Source organism: Aliagarivorans marinus DSM 23064 (assembly GCF_000429485.1).
GTDB lineage: Bacteria > Pseudomonadota > Gammaproteobacteria > Enterobacterales > Celerinatantimonadaceae > Aliagarivorans > Aliagarivorans marinus.
On sequence record NZ_KE386908.1, the window covers coordinates 400,794 to 415,911 of the forward strand.

16 protein-coding genes are annotated in these 15,118 nt (G+C 53.9%); 7 read left to right on the plus strand and 9 right to left on the minus strand.

Features of this window, described 5'->3' with window-relative positions:
• The first annotated feature begins 3 nt into the window (after positions 1-3).
• From ltaE to G461_RS0119365, 5 genes are all read left to right on the plus strand, one after another.
• On the plus strand, positions 4-1,017 hold the full coding sequence (gene ltaE / locus G461_RS0119345; protein ID WP_026973072.1) for a low-specificity L-threonine aldolase: 1,014 nt from the start codon (positions 4-6) through the stop codon (positions 1,015-1,017).
• The gene (locus G461_RS0119350) at positions 1,017-2,318 is read left to right on the plus strand and encodes a CinA family nicotinamide mononucleotide deamidase-related protein (RefSeq protein WP_026973073.1); all 1,302 of its coding nucleotides are present in this window, start codon (positions 1,017-1,019) and stop codon (positions 2,316-2,318) included. Before ltaE ends, G461_RS0119350 begins: the two co-directional genes overlap by 1 nt.
• Before the next feature lie 89 nt (positions 2,319-2,407).
• Positions 2,408-3,412, plus strand: a complete 1,005-nt coding sequence (gene msrP, locus G461_RS0119355; RefSeq protein WP_026973074.1) for a protein-methionine-sulfoxide reductase catalytic subunit MsrP — start codon at positions 2,408-2,410, stop codon at positions 3,410-3,412.
• 17 nt (positions 3,413-3,429) lie between these two features.
• Positions 3,430-4,050 carry a protein-methionine-sulfoxide reductase heme-binding subunit MsrQ gene (locus tag G461_RS0119360; RefSeq protein ID WP_051333700.1) on the plus strand — a complete coding sequence of 207 codons (621 nt, stop codon included), beginning with the start codon at positions 3,430-3,432 and terminating at the stop codon, positions 4,048-4,050.
• A gap of 535 nt (positions 4,051-4,585) precedes the next feature.
• Entirely contained in the window at positions 4,586-5,716 is a 1,131-nt protein-coding gene (locus G461_RS0119365; RefSeq protein WP_051333701.1) for an extracellular catalytic domain type 2 short-chain-length polyhydroxyalkanoate depolymerase, read from the plus strand.
• Between the two features lie 35 nt (positions 5,717-5,751).
• Here G461_RS0119365 and G461_RS0119370 read toward each other — a convergent pair whose 3' ends face one another.
• From G461_RS0119370 to G461_RS0119400, 6 genes are all read right to left on the minus strand, one after another.
• The gene (locus G461_RS0119370) at positions 5,752-5,955 is read right to left on the minus strand and encodes a DUF2897 family protein (protein WP_026973077.1); all 204 of its coding nucleotides are present in this window, start codon (positions 5,953-5,955) and stop codon (positions 5,752-5,754) included.
• Positions 5,956-6,154: 199 nt separating this feature from the next.
• The gene (locus G461_RS0119380; RefSeq protein ID WP_026973078.1) at positions 6,155-6,856 is read right to left on the minus strand and encodes a hypothetical protein; all 702 of its coding nucleotides are present in this window, start codon (positions 6,854-6,856) and stop codon (positions 6,155-6,157) included.
• A complete protein-coding gene (locus G461_RS0119385; protein WP_026973079.1) occupies positions 6,850-7,542 on the minus strand; it encodes a M15 family metallopeptidase in 693 nt (230 codons plus the stop codon). The genes G461_RS0119380 and G461_RS0119385 overlap by 7 nt, the downstream gene beginning before the upstream one ends.
• On the minus strand, positions 7,542-8,684 hold the full coding sequence (gene dapE / locus G461_RS0119390) for a succinyl-diaminopimelate desuccinylase (RefSeq protein WP_035480744.1): 1,143 nt from the start codon (positions 8,682-8,684) through the stop codon (positions 7,542-7,544). Before dapE ends, G461_RS0119385 begins: the two co-directional genes overlap by 1 nt.
• Positions 8,677-9,042: an ArsC family reductase gene (locus tag G461_RS0119395; protein WP_026973081.1), complete on the minus strand. Its 366-nt coding sequence runs from the start codon at positions 9,040-9,042 to the stop codon at positions 8,677-8,679. The genes dapE and G461_RS0119395 overlap by 8 nt, the downstream gene beginning before the upstream one ends.
• A 117-nt stretch (positions 9,043-9,159) precedes the next feature.
• Positions 9,160-10,191, minus strand: coding sequence for an AbrB family transcriptional regulator (locus G461_RS0119400; protein WP_026973082.1), 1,032 nt, complete (start codon positions 10,189-10,191; stop codon positions 9,160-9,162).
• Positions 10,192-10,479: 288 nt separating this feature from the next.
• On the opposite strand from G461_RS0119400, the gene ompW reads away from it, so the two are divergent.
• Complete coding sequence (gene ompW, locus G461_RS0119405) at positions 10,480-11,115, plus strand: outer membrane protein OmpW (RefSeq protein WP_026973083.1); 636 nt, start codon at positions 10,480-10,482, stop codon at positions 11,113-11,115.
• Positions 11,116-11,289: 174 nt separating this feature from the next.
• Here the strand turns inward: ompW and G461_RS0119410 are convergent, their stop codons facing one another.
• Complete coding sequence (locus G461_RS0119410; RefSeq protein ID WP_026973084.1) at positions 11,290-11,676, minus strand: hypothetical protein; 387 nt, start codon at positions 11,674-11,676, stop codon at positions 11,290-11,292.
• A 282-nt stretch (positions 11,677-11,958) separates the two neighbouring features.
• Positions 11,959-12,912, minus strand: a complete 954-nt coding sequence (locus G461_RS0119415) for a S1 family peptidase (RefSeq protein WP_026973085.1) — start codon at positions 12,910-12,912, stop codon at positions 11,959-11,961.
• 629 nt (positions 12,913-13,541) lie between these two features.
• On the opposite strand from G461_RS0119415, the gene G461_RS0119420 reads away from it, so the two are divergent.
• The gene (locus G461_RS0119420) at positions 13,542-13,913 is read left to right on the plus strand and encodes a DUF6232 family protein (protein ID WP_026973086.1); all 372 of its coding nucleotides are present in this window, start codon (positions 13,542-13,544) and stop codon (positions 13,911-13,913) included.
• Positions 13,914-13,981: 68 nt separating this feature from the next.
• Here G461_RS0119420 and G461_RS0119425 read toward each other — a convergent pair whose 3' ends face one another.
• Entirely contained in the window at positions 13,982-15,100 is a 1,119-nt protein-coding gene (locus G461_RS0119425; RefSeq protein ID WP_211236302.1) for a fatty acid desaturase, read from the minus strand.
• Between the last annotated feature and the right edge of the window lie 18 nt (positions 15,101-15,118).

Genomic DNA, 15,118 nt, shown 5'->3' on the forward strand with positions numbered 1-15,118 from the left:
ACCATGATAGATTTTCGCAGTGATACCGTCACCCAGCCTTGTAATACCATGCGCCAACTGATGGCCGACGCCCCGGTCGGCGATGATGTCTATGGCGATGACCCCACGGTAAACGCGTTAGAGCAGTATGCGGCGGAGCGCATGGGCAAGGCCTCGGCGCTGTACTGTAGCTCTGGCACCCAAGCCAACTTGTTGGGGATTATGGCGCACTGTGGGCGCGGTGATGAGTACCTGTGTGGCCAACAGGCCCACAACTACAAATATGAAGCTGGCGGTGCAGCGGTGCTGGGCAGCATTCAGCCTCAGCCGCTGGCCAATGCCGCAGACGGCTCTATCCCGCTAGAGCTGCTAAAAGGCGCGCTAAAGCCGGATGACTTCCATTTCGCGATGACCCGCTTGCTGTCGCTGGAGAACACCATCGGCGGGAAGGTGTTGCCGCAGTCCTACGTGCTGGAAGCGGCGACCTTTGCCAAGGCGCACCAGCTCAAGTTCCACCTCGATGGCGCGCGCATCTTCAATGCGATCGTTAAATCGGGTATCGATGAGCGAGCAGCTGTTGCCCCCTTCGACAGCTTTACCATCTGCCTCTCCAAAGGCCTGGGTGCGCCAATTGGCTCGCTGCTGTTAGGCGATGAAGCGTTTATTCAGCGGGCTAAGCGCCTACGCAAGATGCTAGGAGGCGGCATGCGCCAGGCGGGTATTATTGCTGCCGCTGGTCGCTATGCGCTGGAGAACAACGTGGCGCGGCTGGCTGATGACCATAACAACGCCTTACTACTGGCCGAGCTGCTGTCGCAAATAGACGAGCTGGACAGCGATCCGAGTCAGGTGCAAACCAACATCGTCTACGCCCGTTGCCGTATGGGTAAGGCCAAGCAGTTATCTGCGGCCTTGGCAGAGCAGGGCATCTTGGTCAGCGCCGGTGAGCCGATCCGCTTTGTTACCCACCTGAATGTGGATGAGCAAGCGGTGCGTACTCTGGTGAATGCCATCAAACAGTTCTATCGGGAGGCCTAGTGCTAAAGATTGAAATGCTGAGCACCGGCGATGAGGTGCTCCAGGGCGATATTCTCGACAGCAATGCTGGCTGGCTCGGCCAGCAACTGGCTGAACACGGCCTGAAATTCAGCCGTCGCCAAACAGTGGCGGATGAGCTTGTTGATATCATCGATGCCATGGACCAAGCGGCCAAGCGCGCGGATTGGGTCATTGTTAACGGTGGGCTGGGGCCGACCTCGGATGACCTTAGCGCCGAAGCTGCCGCCAAGCTGGTTGGTAAGCCACTAGTCTGCTTTGACGATTGGCTGGACAAGCTGCAGGGCTGGTACGACGCGCAGGGCAAGAGCATGCCACAAAGCAACGTCAAACAAGCCATGCTGCCAGAGGGCTCTGAGCTGGTAGACAACCCCATCGGCACTGCTTGTGGTTTTGTGGTTGAGCACCATGGCGCCCGCCTGCTATTCACCCCGGGGGTACCGAGCGAGTTTAAGCGTATGCTAAGCGACTACTGGTTCCCGCTGCTCTCTGCGTATCAGCAGCAAGAGCAACAACAGCAGCAAGGCCAGCAGTTGGGAGTGAAGCGTTTCTACACCTTCGGCCTGTCCGAGTCATCGTTAAGCGATCGCTTGGATAGCATGGCGCTGCCACAGGGCATGCGTTTGGGCTACCGCTCCGCCCGACCTACCATCGAGGTTAAGCTGTTTGGTGATACCAACCAACCCGAGTTCGCGACCTCTGCCCAGCAGTTAGCCGAGGAACTTGGTAGCCATGTGTTTAGCGAAGACCGTGGTGATTGGAGCAAGTACCTTGGCGAGCTACTGATTGCTGCCAAAGCTAAGCTGGCCTTGGCCGAGTCCTGCACCGGCGGGTTGATAGCCAGCGAGCTGGTGGCGATCCCCGGCAGCTCCGCCTATCTGGAGCGCGGCTTTGTTACCTACAGCAATCAGGCTAAGATGGAGTGTTTGGGTGTCGACGAAGCCTTGCTCGAATCCTTCGGTGCGGTTTCCATCGAGGTGGCACAGGCCATGGCCAAAGGCGCGTTGGCCAATAGCGAGGCGGATATTGCTCTGTCGGTCACCGGCGTGGCAGGCCCTGGTGGTGGCTCGGACGAGAAGCCGGTTGGAACGGTGTGTTTCGCGCTGGCCACCCCAGAGCAATGCTTCAGCCAGCGACTAAAACTGGCGGGTCGCTCGCGTTCGGCGGTGCGGCTGGTATCGGCCTATGTGGCGTTGGATATGCTACGCCGCTATCTCACCGGCCAAGAGGTGTGCGCCGTTTACGACAGTATGCAAACGGTGGATAGACAGCAATCTCATTGAATTAAATGAAATGTTCTCCCTGACTGGCAGGTCTAAGCTATTACATATACCCGTATAGCAATGTAGACACTGACCAGTTTGGGAGCCCTATGTTTATTAAAAAGAACCGTCCCTGGGAAGAGCCGGAGTCGGCCGTTACCCCCGAGCACATCTACAAAGAGCGGCGTAGCCTGCTCAAATCCATGGGCTTTTTAGGCGCGGGCACCTTACTGGCGCAATCGGCTCCCGCTAATGCCTTCTTGTTTGGCGGCGGCGATGATCAAGCAAGCTTTGTCCGCCAGCCGCTGCAGTTCGATGATATTCCCCCAGAGCATAAAGACGGCCTAACGCCCGAGAGCAAAGCCATCTCTCACAACAACTTCTACGAGTTTGGTACCGCCAAGAATGACCCGGCTGAGAATGCTCAAGGCTTTAAGGTCGAGCCCTGGACGCTGCGCATCGACGGCTTAGTGGATAAGCCTCTGACGCTGGATTACGACGACTTGTTTGCCCGCCCGCTAGAGCAGCGGATCTACCGGTTGCGCTGTGTGGAGGCGTGGTCGATGGTGATCCCTTGGGTGGGCTTCTCGCTCAGTGACATACTGGCCCAAGCCAGCCCCAAAAGCGATGCCAAGTATGTGGCCTTTGAAACCCTCTACGACCCAGAGCAGATGCCCGGGCAGAAGAGCCGACGCATCGGTGGCGGCATCGATTACCCCTATGTGGAAGGACTGCGTATCGATGAAGCGATGCATCCGCTAACCATGCTGGCTGTAGGCATGTATGGCACAACCCTGCCACCGCAAAACGGCGCACCAATCCGCTTGGTGGTGCCGTGGAAGTATGGCTTTAAGAGCATCAAATCGATTGTGCGGATCCGCTTGACCGATCGCCAGCCGCCCACCACTTGGAATCTGCTAGCGCCCCATGAATATGGCTTTTACGCCAATGTGAACCCGGCGGTGGACCACCCGCGCTGGACTCAGGCAACCGAGCGGCGCATCGACGACTCAGGGCTGTTGGGGCGCACCCGTATTCCCACAGAGCCATTTAATGGCTACGGCCATTTGGTGGCTAACCTATACAAAGGCATGGACTTAACCAAGTTTTACTAGCGCAGGTTAATCGAGGTATGAAGCAGTTTAATCAGCATCTGGCCAAGCATACCTTGGCCTACAAAGTTGGCCTACACAGCCTGTTGTTGTTGCCCCTGTTGTACATGGTACTGGCCGTTACCAGCCAAAGCTGGGGCGGCGACCCGGTACAGGCGATCATCCACTTTCTGGCAGAGACTGCGCTACATGTGTTGATACTGACACTATTGCTGGCGCCATTGTCGCGCCGCTATCGCTTGCCAGCACTGCTGAAGTTTCGACGGATGATTGGTCTGTATGTGGCGTTCTATGCACTGGCCCATGTGTTGGCTTATTGGCTGCTTGAGTTGGGCTTATCGCTGCAACTGTTTATCACCGAACTCGCCAAACGTCCCTATATCTGGCTGGGAATGCTCTGCTTTGTGGTATTGCTGGCGCTCAGCCTCACGTCGTTCCGGGCGATTCAATCAAAACTGGGCAAACGCTGGTTGCAGCTGCATGGCCTGTTGTTCCCTACCGCGCTGCTGGTGATCTGGCACTACTGGTGGTCACTGAAATCCGGCTGGCAGGAGCCCGCTATCTATCTGGCGCTGGTAGTCGCACTGCTGCTGTGGAAGCGGCTACAGGTGCAGCGTTGGCTGCTCAGCTTTCGATCTTAACGGCTAAGTTTCGATCTTAAATAGTCTCGCGGTAGGGCTTTAGGCCCTATCGCCAGCTCAAACCTTGTAGCACTTCTCCTAGTTACTCTTCCGTTTAGCCTTTTCTCTTCATCGCTCTCTCGCTGGACATGTCGCTCGGTTAATTGAGTCTGATTCGTTTTATCTAACTACAAGTTCGCCAAAGAGTTCACAAAAATGCAGGCTGTGCAGCAAAACGTAACTATCAAATAAGTTAATAATTGCAGCCTAAAGACGTGCCAACGATTGCAACAGCCTCGCAGTGGACAGGTCGTAGTGGCTAACGATTAGAAGTTTGCGAGGTTGGTTAGTTAGTCTTGCCGTGAACCTGTCCCCATTCGTCCTTTGCCAGTCTTCAGCCTATCGGCTGAAGACTGGTATTTTTCTTTTAATCCGATGCTATCCATCGCTTTATAAGCCCGCAGTGTGTAGCGGTATCTATCATTCTTTGATTAAGTGATAAAAAAGTCAATATAAGCTAGCTTTAGTGGGTGACTTCATTAAAAGGACTGCTCAAATGGAACGCTCGAACTTAGGCTTTACCCGAAATGCAATTTCCTGCTTGCTGCTGAGTGCCGCGATAGGCACGTGGCAAGCCAATGCCAGCCCCGCCATGTTGCCGCAGATGGGGGCCGATACCCAGGGCACTTCAGTGTCAGGCTTATCCTCCGGCGCTTTTATGGCGGTGCAGTACCACGTAGCATTTAGCGCCGAAACCATCGGTGCCGGTGTTGTTGCGGGCGGCCCGTGGAACTGTGTGAACGGCGATAGCAGCTTGCTGCCGACCCTGACCAAAGCCCTGCAAAACTGCATGTATCTGAGCAACGGTGGCAAGGTGCCGCCCACCCATGCGTTTCTCGACCTATCAAAGCGTGCTGAGAAGAAAGGGGAGATCGACCCTACCAGCAACCTGAGCAAGGATAGGGTCTACGTGTTTACTGGCATCGACGATAAAACCGTGAAGCCACCAGTGGTGGTGGGCACCAAAGAGCTCTATCTGGCCTTTGGGGTGGATGAACAAAGCATGCAGTTTGTCCAAGACCTACCTGCCGGGCACGCTTTTATTACCGACTTGCCGGATAGCGAGGTCAACGACCAGTGCGAGATTACCCAATCGCCCTATATTAACTACTGTGAGCAGGACGACTACTATCAGGCGCAAGCACTGTTGGATCATATCTATCAGCAAACCAATCCTCCTTCTAAGTCGCCCCAAGGCGAGTTGATTGCCTTTAACCAGTTCGAATTTGTCAAAGACTCCGATTTAGCCCGAGATAAGAGCAGCTTTAGCGAAACCGGCTATGTGTATGTGCCGCCGAGTTGTCAGCAAAGCGCCGAGAACTGCAGCATTCACGTGGTGTTCCATGGCTGCAAGCAGGGTGTCGAGTACAGCGATCTGCGAAATGGCACCTTCGGCATGAAGTATATCGAGCACACCGGTTATCGCCGTATGGCCGATACCAACCAACTGATCATGCTCTATCCACAGGTGAAGGCGCGGGCTGGCTCAAACCCGAATGGCTGCTGGGACTGGTGGGGTTATACCGGTAACCATAAGAGTTTTTATCGCAAAGACGCAGTACAGTTACAGGCAGTCAATCAGATGGTGAAGCGGCTACAGGAGTCGGTTGAGTTGGCGAGTCAGTAAGGAAGTTCGGGTATATCTAAATAACAAGAGAGGGCCTAGTCCCTCTCTTTTTCGTCTTTGTCCCAATCATCCTTTTCCCAATCGTCGGCCTTTTGGTTGTTTGACTGGATCTTTTTTTTCAGCTCCGGGGTGATGCGAAATCCACCCATGCGGCGAAGTGCCATGATATTGCTGAGGATAACCCCAATCACTACCACAATAATTAGCAGTGCTTGCCAAAGGCTGAACGGCTCTTCCATGTTGCCTCCTGAATTGCACCAATCTACATAAGTAACTGATCATTCTTGCTGGTTAAAATCATTGATGACAGCGTCAACGCTTTTGTAATTAGTCCACTAGTTACGGCAAGCGCCTCCTTGTCCTCAATGATTTTCCCTGCGCAATATCTGAACATTAACTTATCCAGATTGGTATGGGCGGGTGTTGCCCGTATACTCGCTAGCTTAACAGGTTTTGCAGCTGCACGGTGCTGGCAAGGGTGCCCAGCATGACCACTACCAAGGCGCTGGCGGCGGGCTTGATATTGCGAAACATCGGCAGTAGCCACAGCAACACGCTGGAGAGCAGCAACACCGCGAAGATCATAAAGCCTTGCTGGTACTGAGCCATCGCCGCGCGATCGGCACCCAACCATAGCGCTAGCGCCGCGCTTGACATGCTGAGCATACCAAACAGAATCCCGGCAAAGGGCAGGATCTTGTCGAAGGCGCTCAAGCGATGCTTGGCCTTAACTAGCAGCCAGTGACCGAGGCTGGCGCCGCTAAGAGCAAAGGCGAACAGCAAAAACGGATTGGCAACTACCACTGCCAAGGCATTCAGGCACAGTGGCGCGCCCAGCAGCCACCACCAGTTTTGGTCGAGGCTTTGCTTGATGCGCAGTTTTGAGAGTTTCCAGCTCATGCCCCAGCCCATTACCGCGGCCACAATCAACAGGCCGGTTTGCCAAAAGGCTTGGCCCGCCTCAAAGGCACACAGCGCGCCCAAGGTGGCGCAGCTGGTAATGGTGGTGAACTGCCCCTGTACCCGCGCGCGTTGACCGGCGCATAGTTCACCATGTCTCAGTACCACCATCTGCAGTAAAAACGCCACGGCGGCACTGCCGCTGAGGGCAACAAACAGGCTGGGGTAAAGATTTAGCATGATGGCTCCGGTAAACAGATATTGGTGATATAACGCGTGAAAATCGTGCTTAGCTCAGCGGCAACCAGCTCGCTGCCCTCAATAGGATGGCTGGCAAGCACCTCGGCTAACAGCTCGGGGGTGAGCGCCGCTAAGCAAGATTGGGCGCAACTATAATGGCTCAGGTGCCAAGGCTCAAATGCTACGCCACCTAAATCGTGCTGATAGGGATAAAAGAAGCCGTACTCTGCGGCATGTTGCTCCAGCCAGCGGGCCAATGGTGCTTGGCAGCCGCCAGCTTGATACTCAGGCTGAATTAATTCCAAGCGCTCACCTTCAGCCAGTAGTGCCGGCGAGTAGAGGTCGAAATCGGTGCCCCAATGGTGGCGACTAGCCCCGGGCAGGGCTGACCAGCGTAAAATGGCGTGTAAGCGCTCGCTCTCGCTAAGGCTGTTGTAATCCAGGGCTTGGCTTTGGTCATCGAGCAGGGTGCGCTGGCCCAGCCATTTGGCGTTCCAGATCCGCGCCTGAGCATCAAAGTCGCGAAAGCCACTGAATACCTCAAGCGCTAAGCCATCGCGCTGGGCGGCTTGGCGCAGCCTGCGCAGATCGTCGATAACCGCACGGTTGACCCAGCCCAGTTCGGCGTCTTCCAGCAGGTGTTCGCGGTGTAATCCGGTTAAGCTGAGTGGGTCAAGTGTGTGCATTAGCCGAGTACCTTCACCAACAGTTGGTAATACATCTCTTCAAGCTGCTCCAAGTCGGCCACTTTGACGCACTCGTTCACCTTGTGAATGGTGGCATTTACTGGCCCCAGCTCGACCACTTCGGTGCCCATCTTGGCAATAAAGCGACCGTCGGAGGTGCCGCCAGTGGTTAAAAACTCTGGCTGCTGCTTGGTGACGCTATAGACCGCATCACCGACTGCCGACAGGAACGGCCCTTCTTCGGTGAGGAAGGGGCGACCGTTGTAGGTCCAGTCGATGTCATAGTCCAAACCATGGGCATCCAGTACGTTCAGTACGCGCTTGATCAGCTGATCTTCCGTCGATTCGGTGGAGTAGCGGAAGTTAAACTGCACCTTCAGCTCACCGGGGATCACGTTCGATGCGCCAGTGCCAGCGTGGATATTGGCAATCTGGAAGCTGGTGGGCGGGAAGAAGGCATTGCCATCATCCCAGTGGGTGGCTGCTAGCTCGGCCAGTGCCGGAGAGGCAAGGTGCACCGGGTTGCTGGCCAGGTGCGGATAGGCCACGTGGCCCTGCACGCCTTTTACCACCAAGTCGCCGGTTAGCGAGCCGCGACGGCCATTTTTCACCACATCGCCCACTTTGTGGGTGGAAGAGGGCTCGCCCACCAAACAGATGTCGATAAGCTCGTTGCGCGCCATCAGGGTGTCGACCACGCGGGTGGTGCCGTTAATAAACGGGCCTTCTTCATCGGAGGTAATCAAAAAGGCAATCGAGCCTTTGTGGTTGGGGTAGTCGCTAACAAAGCGCTCGGTGGCCACTTGCATGGCGGCCAACGAACCTTTCATATCGGCAGCACCACGACCGTGTAGGTAGCCGTCGATAACCGTTGGCTCAAACGGCGGTGTATGCCAGTGCTCAGCCGGGCCGGGTGGTACCACATCGGTGTGGCCGGCAAAGCAGAACAGTGGCTTCTCTTTACCGCGGCGGGCCCACATATTGGTGGTGTCTTCAAAGATCATCGGCTCGATATGAAAGCCATGCTGGGACAGGCGCTCGCCCATCATATCCTGTAGGCCACAATCTTCCGGAGTGACCGAGGGGCGTGAAATCAGCTCCTTGGCCAGCGTCAGTACTGCGCTATCTGCTTGCTTAGTCATTGGCAACCTCGGCGAAAAACTGCTGGTACTGGTCGGCCTTAAAGCCGAGTAGCTGCTGCTCGCCAGCTACCAGTAGCGGGCGTTTAATCATTGCCGGGTGCTCCAGCATCAGGGCAATCGCCTTGGCTTGGTCCAGGCCGGCCTTTTGCTCGTCGCTCAGTTGGCGGAAGGTGGTGCCGCGCTTATTAAGCAGCGCTTCCCAGCCCAAGGTTTCGCACCATTGGGTCAGTTGGGCTTGTTCCAGACCGTCTTTGCGGTAGTCATGGAAGCTGTAATCAATGCCGTTGTCACTCAGCCAACGGCGCGCCTTGCGGATGGTGTCGCAGTTGCTGATACCAAAAACAGTCGGGTGTTGCATGTTTCATCCAAGTTGAAAGAGTTGCAGGCATAATAGCAAAGAGCTGGGCCGCGCTGTAGCAACTTCACGTTAACAACTGGCCCGATCTGGCTAACAACTTCAATAGACGCTGAGACTTCAACCGACCTCACTCTTGTGCAAGCTATGTTGCAGCGGTCGCTTAAACAGTGCGGGTGCCAGGTTGAGCAGGGTTAAGCGCATTACATGGCTGATGGCTACAAAGGCGGGTTCCAGCCCCAGCAGTAGCCCCACTGCTGTCATCGCCTCGACACTGCCGGGTGCCCAAGCTAGCAACAGCGCCTGCCAAGGTTTGTCGGTCATCAAGGTAAACAACAGGGCAAAGCCAAGGGTGATTAGCACGCCTTGCAAGGTAATCACCAGCCCAGCACGGGCGTAGCGGCCGGCTTCGCGCCAGCTGGCTTGCACCAGCCGAGAGCCCATCAGCACGCCAAGAATCGAGGTCGCCATGCTAAGCAGAGGAACTGGCACCAGTACATCGCCGCCCATCACATAGCTGTTATACAAAGCGGCAACCAACAGCGCGGTCAGCATATACGGGGCAGGAATACCTAAACGTACCGCCAGCTTGCCTGCGAGTATGGCCAATACGCCGAGCACTAAGAGGTGGGGGATATCTTGCTGCAGTAGCTGATGGCTTAGGTTGTCGGCGGCCTCGCCACCGCTGGCAATATAGCCAGCAATTAGCATTAATAGCAGTAACCGCACTGAATGGGCGAAAGCAACTCGAGGGGAGGGGTTCTGTTGGGATTCGCTAATCATCAGCACTACGCCCAGAGCGCCAGGCACCGCGCCTAGCATCGCCTCGAACGAGGGCCATTTTTCGCGCCGTACCAACCACAGGTAGTTAGCGGTGGTTTGGCTCAGCATACACAGCACCAAGCCGCAGAATAACAATAGTGAGAAGGAGTTAAGAAGCTCTTGCACGCCAATCGACAGACCAATGCTTATGCCGAGGATGATCTGCACTACGGTGATTAAAGGCCGTGGCAGGCGCACCTGCTGCCGGGTCAGTTTCAGGAACACCACTACCGCGATGGAGGCCCCAAACAGCTCCCCCATGGGCAGGGCGAGCCATCTGCCAATCCAAGCGCCTAATAAACCCACCACCAAGGTGACCACAATCATCATCAGCTACCACTCTACAACTACTGCCGGTAGCCAATAGGTTACCACTAAAGTAATAAACCAAGATGAACAACCTTGCGGGCGAGTCAATGCAGTGGCGTGGTTTGTTGAATTGCCGAAGGGCGTAGCGTGGAGGTTGCTAGCGCTTACTCACCGGTAGAGCGAGAGCGGCCTTAGACAAAGGTCTAAACTGCTGGTCGCGCATGATTCAGATCAAAACATTGCGTTAACAAATGTCACATCGTGGTCACGCTATTGAGAGGTAAATATAACAATCAAAGGATGGCAAGGATGAAAAGAACGTTAATTGCAGTGGCAACCCTCAGCACCCTACTGGCAGCCCCCGCTTTCTCCCATGAACAAGGCACATTTCTGTTTCGCTTCGGCGCAGCAGGCGTGCTGCCCAATGAGAGCAGCGACGACGTACTCGGCGCAGGCGAGTTTAAGATCGATGACAACTACCAACTGGGCCTGACCTTCGGCTATATGCTCACCGACAATATCGCGGTCGAGCTGCTCGCCGCCACGCCCTTTAAGCACACCGTATCGCTAAATGGCGTGGGCGATATCGCCGAGATCAAACACCTGCCACCCACCTTGATGCTGGAATACTACTTTGGCAATGCTCAAAGCCAGTGGCGCCCGTATGCGGGGATCGGCCTCAACTACACCACCTTCTTTAGCGAAAAGCTAAGTGGTACAGCGCAAGACTTGGGGCTGTCGGATATCTCCCTGGATGACTCTTGGGGTGTTGCCGTGAACGTGGGTCTGGACTATCAAATCAACGACCGCTGGTTTGTCGGCGGCTCGCTATGGTGGGCGGATATCAATACCGATGTGAATGTGAAGGTCGGTGGCTCTCCGGTGAGTATCAGCACCGAGGTAGACCCTTGGGTGGTGATGTTGTCGGCGGGGTATAAGTTTTAGCAGCAGTAACGAGAGTCTTTGATAAAAAGGCCACGATTTTGACCGGGCATGGTTAAATCGTGGCCCTTACTGGCATTTGGGTTCCATCGGTGCACCAACTAGGCAGATAGTTGTAACGATGTCGCTTCTTCCACCGAGCTACGTCCAAGTTTATCAATCAGCAACGTTAGTTAATTAGGTAATGGCTGTAGCAATAGCTTGAGCTTGTTGGTCGAAGATGGCCAACACCGAGTTTTTGTTAGATTTAGCGACACTGATCCACTGAAACCCCGTTTCATCGGAGTGCCGAAACTCAATTTGAAGCTCATAGCGGTAGCTGGTTAGCAGTGCTCCTATCACACCAAGGCAAAATGATAGCGGACCGAAAAATCTACCAAAACCTTCGGGGCAGATTATCCAGACAATGCTGGATACGACTAGGCCAATGGCGATGATTCGAACAATTGAACTTACTAAGGAGTTTTTCACGAACCGGGCATTGCGAATTCTGTTTAGATTGTACTCGTCATCTTTAAACGATAACTTATTGTCTTGGATGATAAAATCGTCTTGAGTAATCATACAGCTTCCTTGTCATACCTTATGAGAATCCATTCAGGCTAGATACTTGTCTAACAATATAAATAATCATATCAATATGCTGCGATGACTTCGACTTCTATGAGGCTAGGTTGGCCCGCTCAAGTCAGTTCTCGTTGATAAGTATAGGATTGTCGGTGGTTGACAAGGGGTGATGGCACTCCGACGAGTATTAGTACAAAGGTGGCCTTTAGGTGGTGGTGTTTACGGCGTTTAGTTAAGAGCTAAGGCAAGAGGGCCGCTTGCCTTAGCAGCGAGTTTTATCTAGCGGAGATGGAGTCGTTGCTGAACAAGCAAAGTGCCTGCGAGTATTAGACTAAGCAGCAGACCGGTGCTTCCACCACTACTGCCACCGCCATTACCACCTGAAGCAGATGATTGGCCAGAGACCGAGTCTGGTTCAATACCCTCGCCCGACATGACTTGTCTAAGCCAAGGAGACATGCTTCCCACATCCGCATACCCACTGAGGCCCTCATCGCACTCACATGGCGCCCAGCTGGAGATGCCGACAACATGATAGGAACCTGGCTCGCCCCAAAGCAGCGGCCCTCCACTGTCGCCTGCGCAAATACTTTTACTTTCATCAAGCGTGCATACCATCGTATCGGTGACTTGATTGGCCACCAAGCTGCATTCCTGATTACTGATTAGCGGCGCATCTATTTGCATCAGTGCCGATGGTGACGTGAAATCTTCTCTTCCAGTCGTAGAGCCAAAACCGATAGCTGTGAGCTTGTCTTGAACAACTAAAAACGATTCAGGGACGGGTACGTCCAACAGAGTAGGAAAGTTACTCGGATCGAAATCTAGTTGCGCTTGTTTGAGTTTTAGTAGAGCTAAGTCGCGGTCAACCGTAGTTTTACTCCCATCACTCGGTTGATAGTTAGGGTGGATGTACACTTCTTCTACGAACTCTTTGCTCTCCTCAGAGGTCTCATAGGTGCGGATCTCTAACGAAACTCGGATGTCGTCAGCAGGGTACGCTTTGCGATTGCCGTCATTAGTGACGCAATGACCGGCTGTTAGCACCCACTCTGGGCTGAGTAGCACTCCGCCACACTGTAGATGTGTCCCCCCATAGGCGAATATCTTCACAAAAAACGGAAAGTGTGAGGTATCAGCCTCATCCCCGTCGATGATTCTGGCTTGCTTTTCACCGGCAACACTCTGCAGGCAAAAGCAAGCCAACAGCAACACAATAAAACGTACGCGCATAGCAATTTCCTTTTGCTTATCTTTGATATTTATAGGAATTATTGAAGCTGCCACAATGCAATCTGTGTCAGCTTTAGGTGGAGCGAGTAAGAGCAAGGCTTAAAAATACGTGGTACAAAGGGGTTGGTTTATAGCGGTACCCTATGGAGTATCCCGTTATTTTTAGGCGTCCTGCCAGTAGGCATTATGCCCAGCTTAAGGGGACTGGCACTAACACCCCATCTCATAATTGTTAAGTGAATCAATTAAAATAAATATGCTTATCAGTAAGTTGCGCTTATGGTTTCAATAAAAATGCAGCGTAATTTGCGTATGCAGTTACAGTTATCAGTATCAAACTTAAGTGGGCAGCTCATCGCTGAAGCGCATAGTTAGCAACGGCTTTGATGCACCTAGTTTCATCCTTTCTTCACCAGCTTGACTATTTTTCCATCACTATCACTAACTCATTGATTTCATATTGAAGTCGCCGCTTTGGGCTGCCTACATTGATGATATCCAGCATCTTGCTTGGGCGTTGTGCGTGGTCTTGAACATGCCTTTAAGCAGTGATGCCAATCCGTTAGTGAGGGCTTGCCGCCCTTGGTGTATGACGGAGTCGTCATAGTGATAAGCCAGAGGAAACAGCGATGGAAGAGAAGGTCATTCTTGATAAGGGTAAGGTCTGCGTCTCGAACAATAAGTTTGTGGTGGACGACCAAAGCTACGATATGGCGGCGATTAAGTCGGTCAAAACCACGGTGACAAAAGGCAATAAGCTTCCTGGCGTGGTGATAGGTTTTGCGGGACTGATGATTATGTTGGCCGCCAAACAGCTCATTATCGGCTTGGCGGTCGCCGCGGCGGGGATCTATTTGGCGATTAATGCCAAGGACCGTTTCTCGGTGGTACTCAGTACCGAGTCTGGCGATGACAATGCCCTCACCAGCAATAACCGCGAGCATATCGAGAGCATTGTTGCGGCGCTGAATGAGTCGATCTTGAGTCGAGTGTATAACTGACGTTAACGCTGCGAGGATACAACAATGGCCTTGAACAAGGCCATTGGGTGATTACCTGTTAATACGCCCTAGGCGTACTGGTGGGCAAAGCTGCGCCACATGCGTTTTTGCTGGGCCAGCCGAGCTTTGGCCATGCGGTAACGGGCTTTTAGGATGGCCCGCTCATAGCGCTGGCCGATGTCCTGTTTCTTCAGCTCCATCATCCGTTTTTTCATGTCGTAGTACTCCGACATATTGCTGAGCAGCTGCTCGTAGTGCCCCTGCAGCTTGGTGGCAAGCTGGCCGTAGTCGGCGCGCTTGCTGAGCTTTTGCTTTAGCCCTTCCATTTGCTGGCGGTAACGGGCCTTCTCAATCTTGTCGCGCGATACCGTGCGCAGCTTGCTGCATAGCCCAATCATCGCCCCGCTTTTAATCAACCACTTGGTGGGATCGTACTGCCACCAGTAGATGCCATTACGATAATCGTTTTCGAACAGGTGGTGGAAATTATGGTAGCCCTCGCCAAAGGTGAACACCGCTAGCACGGGATTGTCACGAGCTGTGTTGTTACTGGTAAAGGGCTGCGAACCCCAGAAGTGGGCCAGCGAATTGATAAAGAAAGTGGTGTGGTGGGTGAGCACCAAACGCAGCACGCCAACCACCAGTACCATGCCTAACACATCACCGTAGATAAGCCCAAGGCCAATCGGCAGCGCCAGGTTGGCGGTAATAGCCAGCAACAGATAGTGGCGATGCTGCCACATCACAACCGCATCTTTTTGCAAGTCGCGGCAGTTGCTGTAGTCGTTGCTCTGCTGGCCATGGTAGTTACGCAGCATCCAGCCGATATGGCTGTACCACAGGCCACGCTTGGCCGAGTAGGGGTCTTTGTCGTTGTTATCGACATGGCGATGGTGGATGCGGTGATCGGAAGACCAGTGCAGCACGCTGTTTTGCAGGGCGAGGGCACCGCCGATGGCGAAGATCACCCGCAGCACCGGGTGGGCTTGGTAGGCCTTGTGTGACCAGAGGCGGTGGTAACCCGCGGTGATCGATAAGTTAGCAAAGCTGAAGGCTGCAAGTAGCCACCACCAATGGGCGACGCTGTAGCCGTGGCTCAGTCCGTACCAAGGCACGGCTATCGCCGCAACGAGAAAGGTGGCAACGAACAGAATTAGGTTGGTCCAAATCAACGGGGGTTTTTGCATCTCAGCCATGGCAATTAA

Coding starts and splice junctions, on each gene's coding strand:
- ltaE (WP_026973072.1), top strand. CDS start 4: ATGATAGATTTTCGCAGTGATACCGTCACCCAGCCTTGTAATACCATG.
- msrP (WP_026973074.1), top strand. CDS start 2,408: ATGTTTATTAAAAAGAACCGTCCCTGGGAAGAGCCGGAGTCGGCCGTT.
- G461_RS0119360 (WP_051333700.1), top strand. CDS start 3,430: ATGAAGCAGTTTAATCAGCATCTGGCCAAGCATACCTTGGCCTACAAA.
- G461_RS0119365 (WP_051333701.1), top strand. CDS start 4,586: ATGGAACGCTCGAACTTAGGCTTTACCCGAAATGCAATTTCCTGCTTG.
- G461_RS0119370 (WP_026973077.1), bottom strand. CDS start 5,955: ATGGAAGAGCCGTTCAGCCTTTGGCAAGCACTGCTAATTATTGTGGTA.
- G461_RS0119380 (WP_026973078.1), bottom strand. CDS start 6,856: ATGCTAAATCTTTACCCCAGCCTGTTTGTTGCCCTCAGCGGCAGTGCC.
- G461_RS0119385 (WP_026973079.1), bottom strand. CDS start 7,542: ATGCACACACTTGACCCACTCAGCTTAACCGGATTACACCGCGAACAC.
- dapE (WP_035480744.1), bottom strand. CDS start 8,684: ATGACTAAGCAAGCAGATAGCGCAGTACTGACGCTGGCCAAGGAGCTG.
- G461_RS0119395 (WP_026973081.1), bottom strand. CDS start 9,042: ATGCAACACCCGACTGTTTTTGGTATCAGCAACTGCGACACCATCCGC.
- G461_RS0119400 (WP_026973082.1), bottom strand. CDS start 10,191: ATGATGATTGTGGTCACCTTGGTGGTGGGTTTATTAGGCGCTTGGATT.
- ompW (WP_026973083.1), top strand. CDS start 10,480: ATGAAAAGAACGTTAATTGCAGTGGCAACCCTCAGCACCCTACTGGCA.
- G461_RS0119410 (WP_026973084.1), bottom strand. CDS start 11,676: ATGATTACTCAAGACGATTTTATCATCCAAGACAATAAGTTATCGTTT.
- G461_RS0119415 (WP_026973085.1), bottom strand. CDS start 12,912: ATGCGCGTACGTTTTATTGTGTTGCTGTTGGCTTGCTTTTGCCTGCAG.
- G461_RS0119420 (WP_026973086.1), top strand. CDS start 13,542: ATGGAAGAGAAGGTCATTCTTGATAAGGGTAAGGTCTGCGTCTCGAAC.
- G461_RS0119425 (WP_211236302.1), bottom strand. CDS start 15,100: ATGCAAAAACCCCCGTTGATTTGGACCAACCTAATTCTGTTCGTTGCC.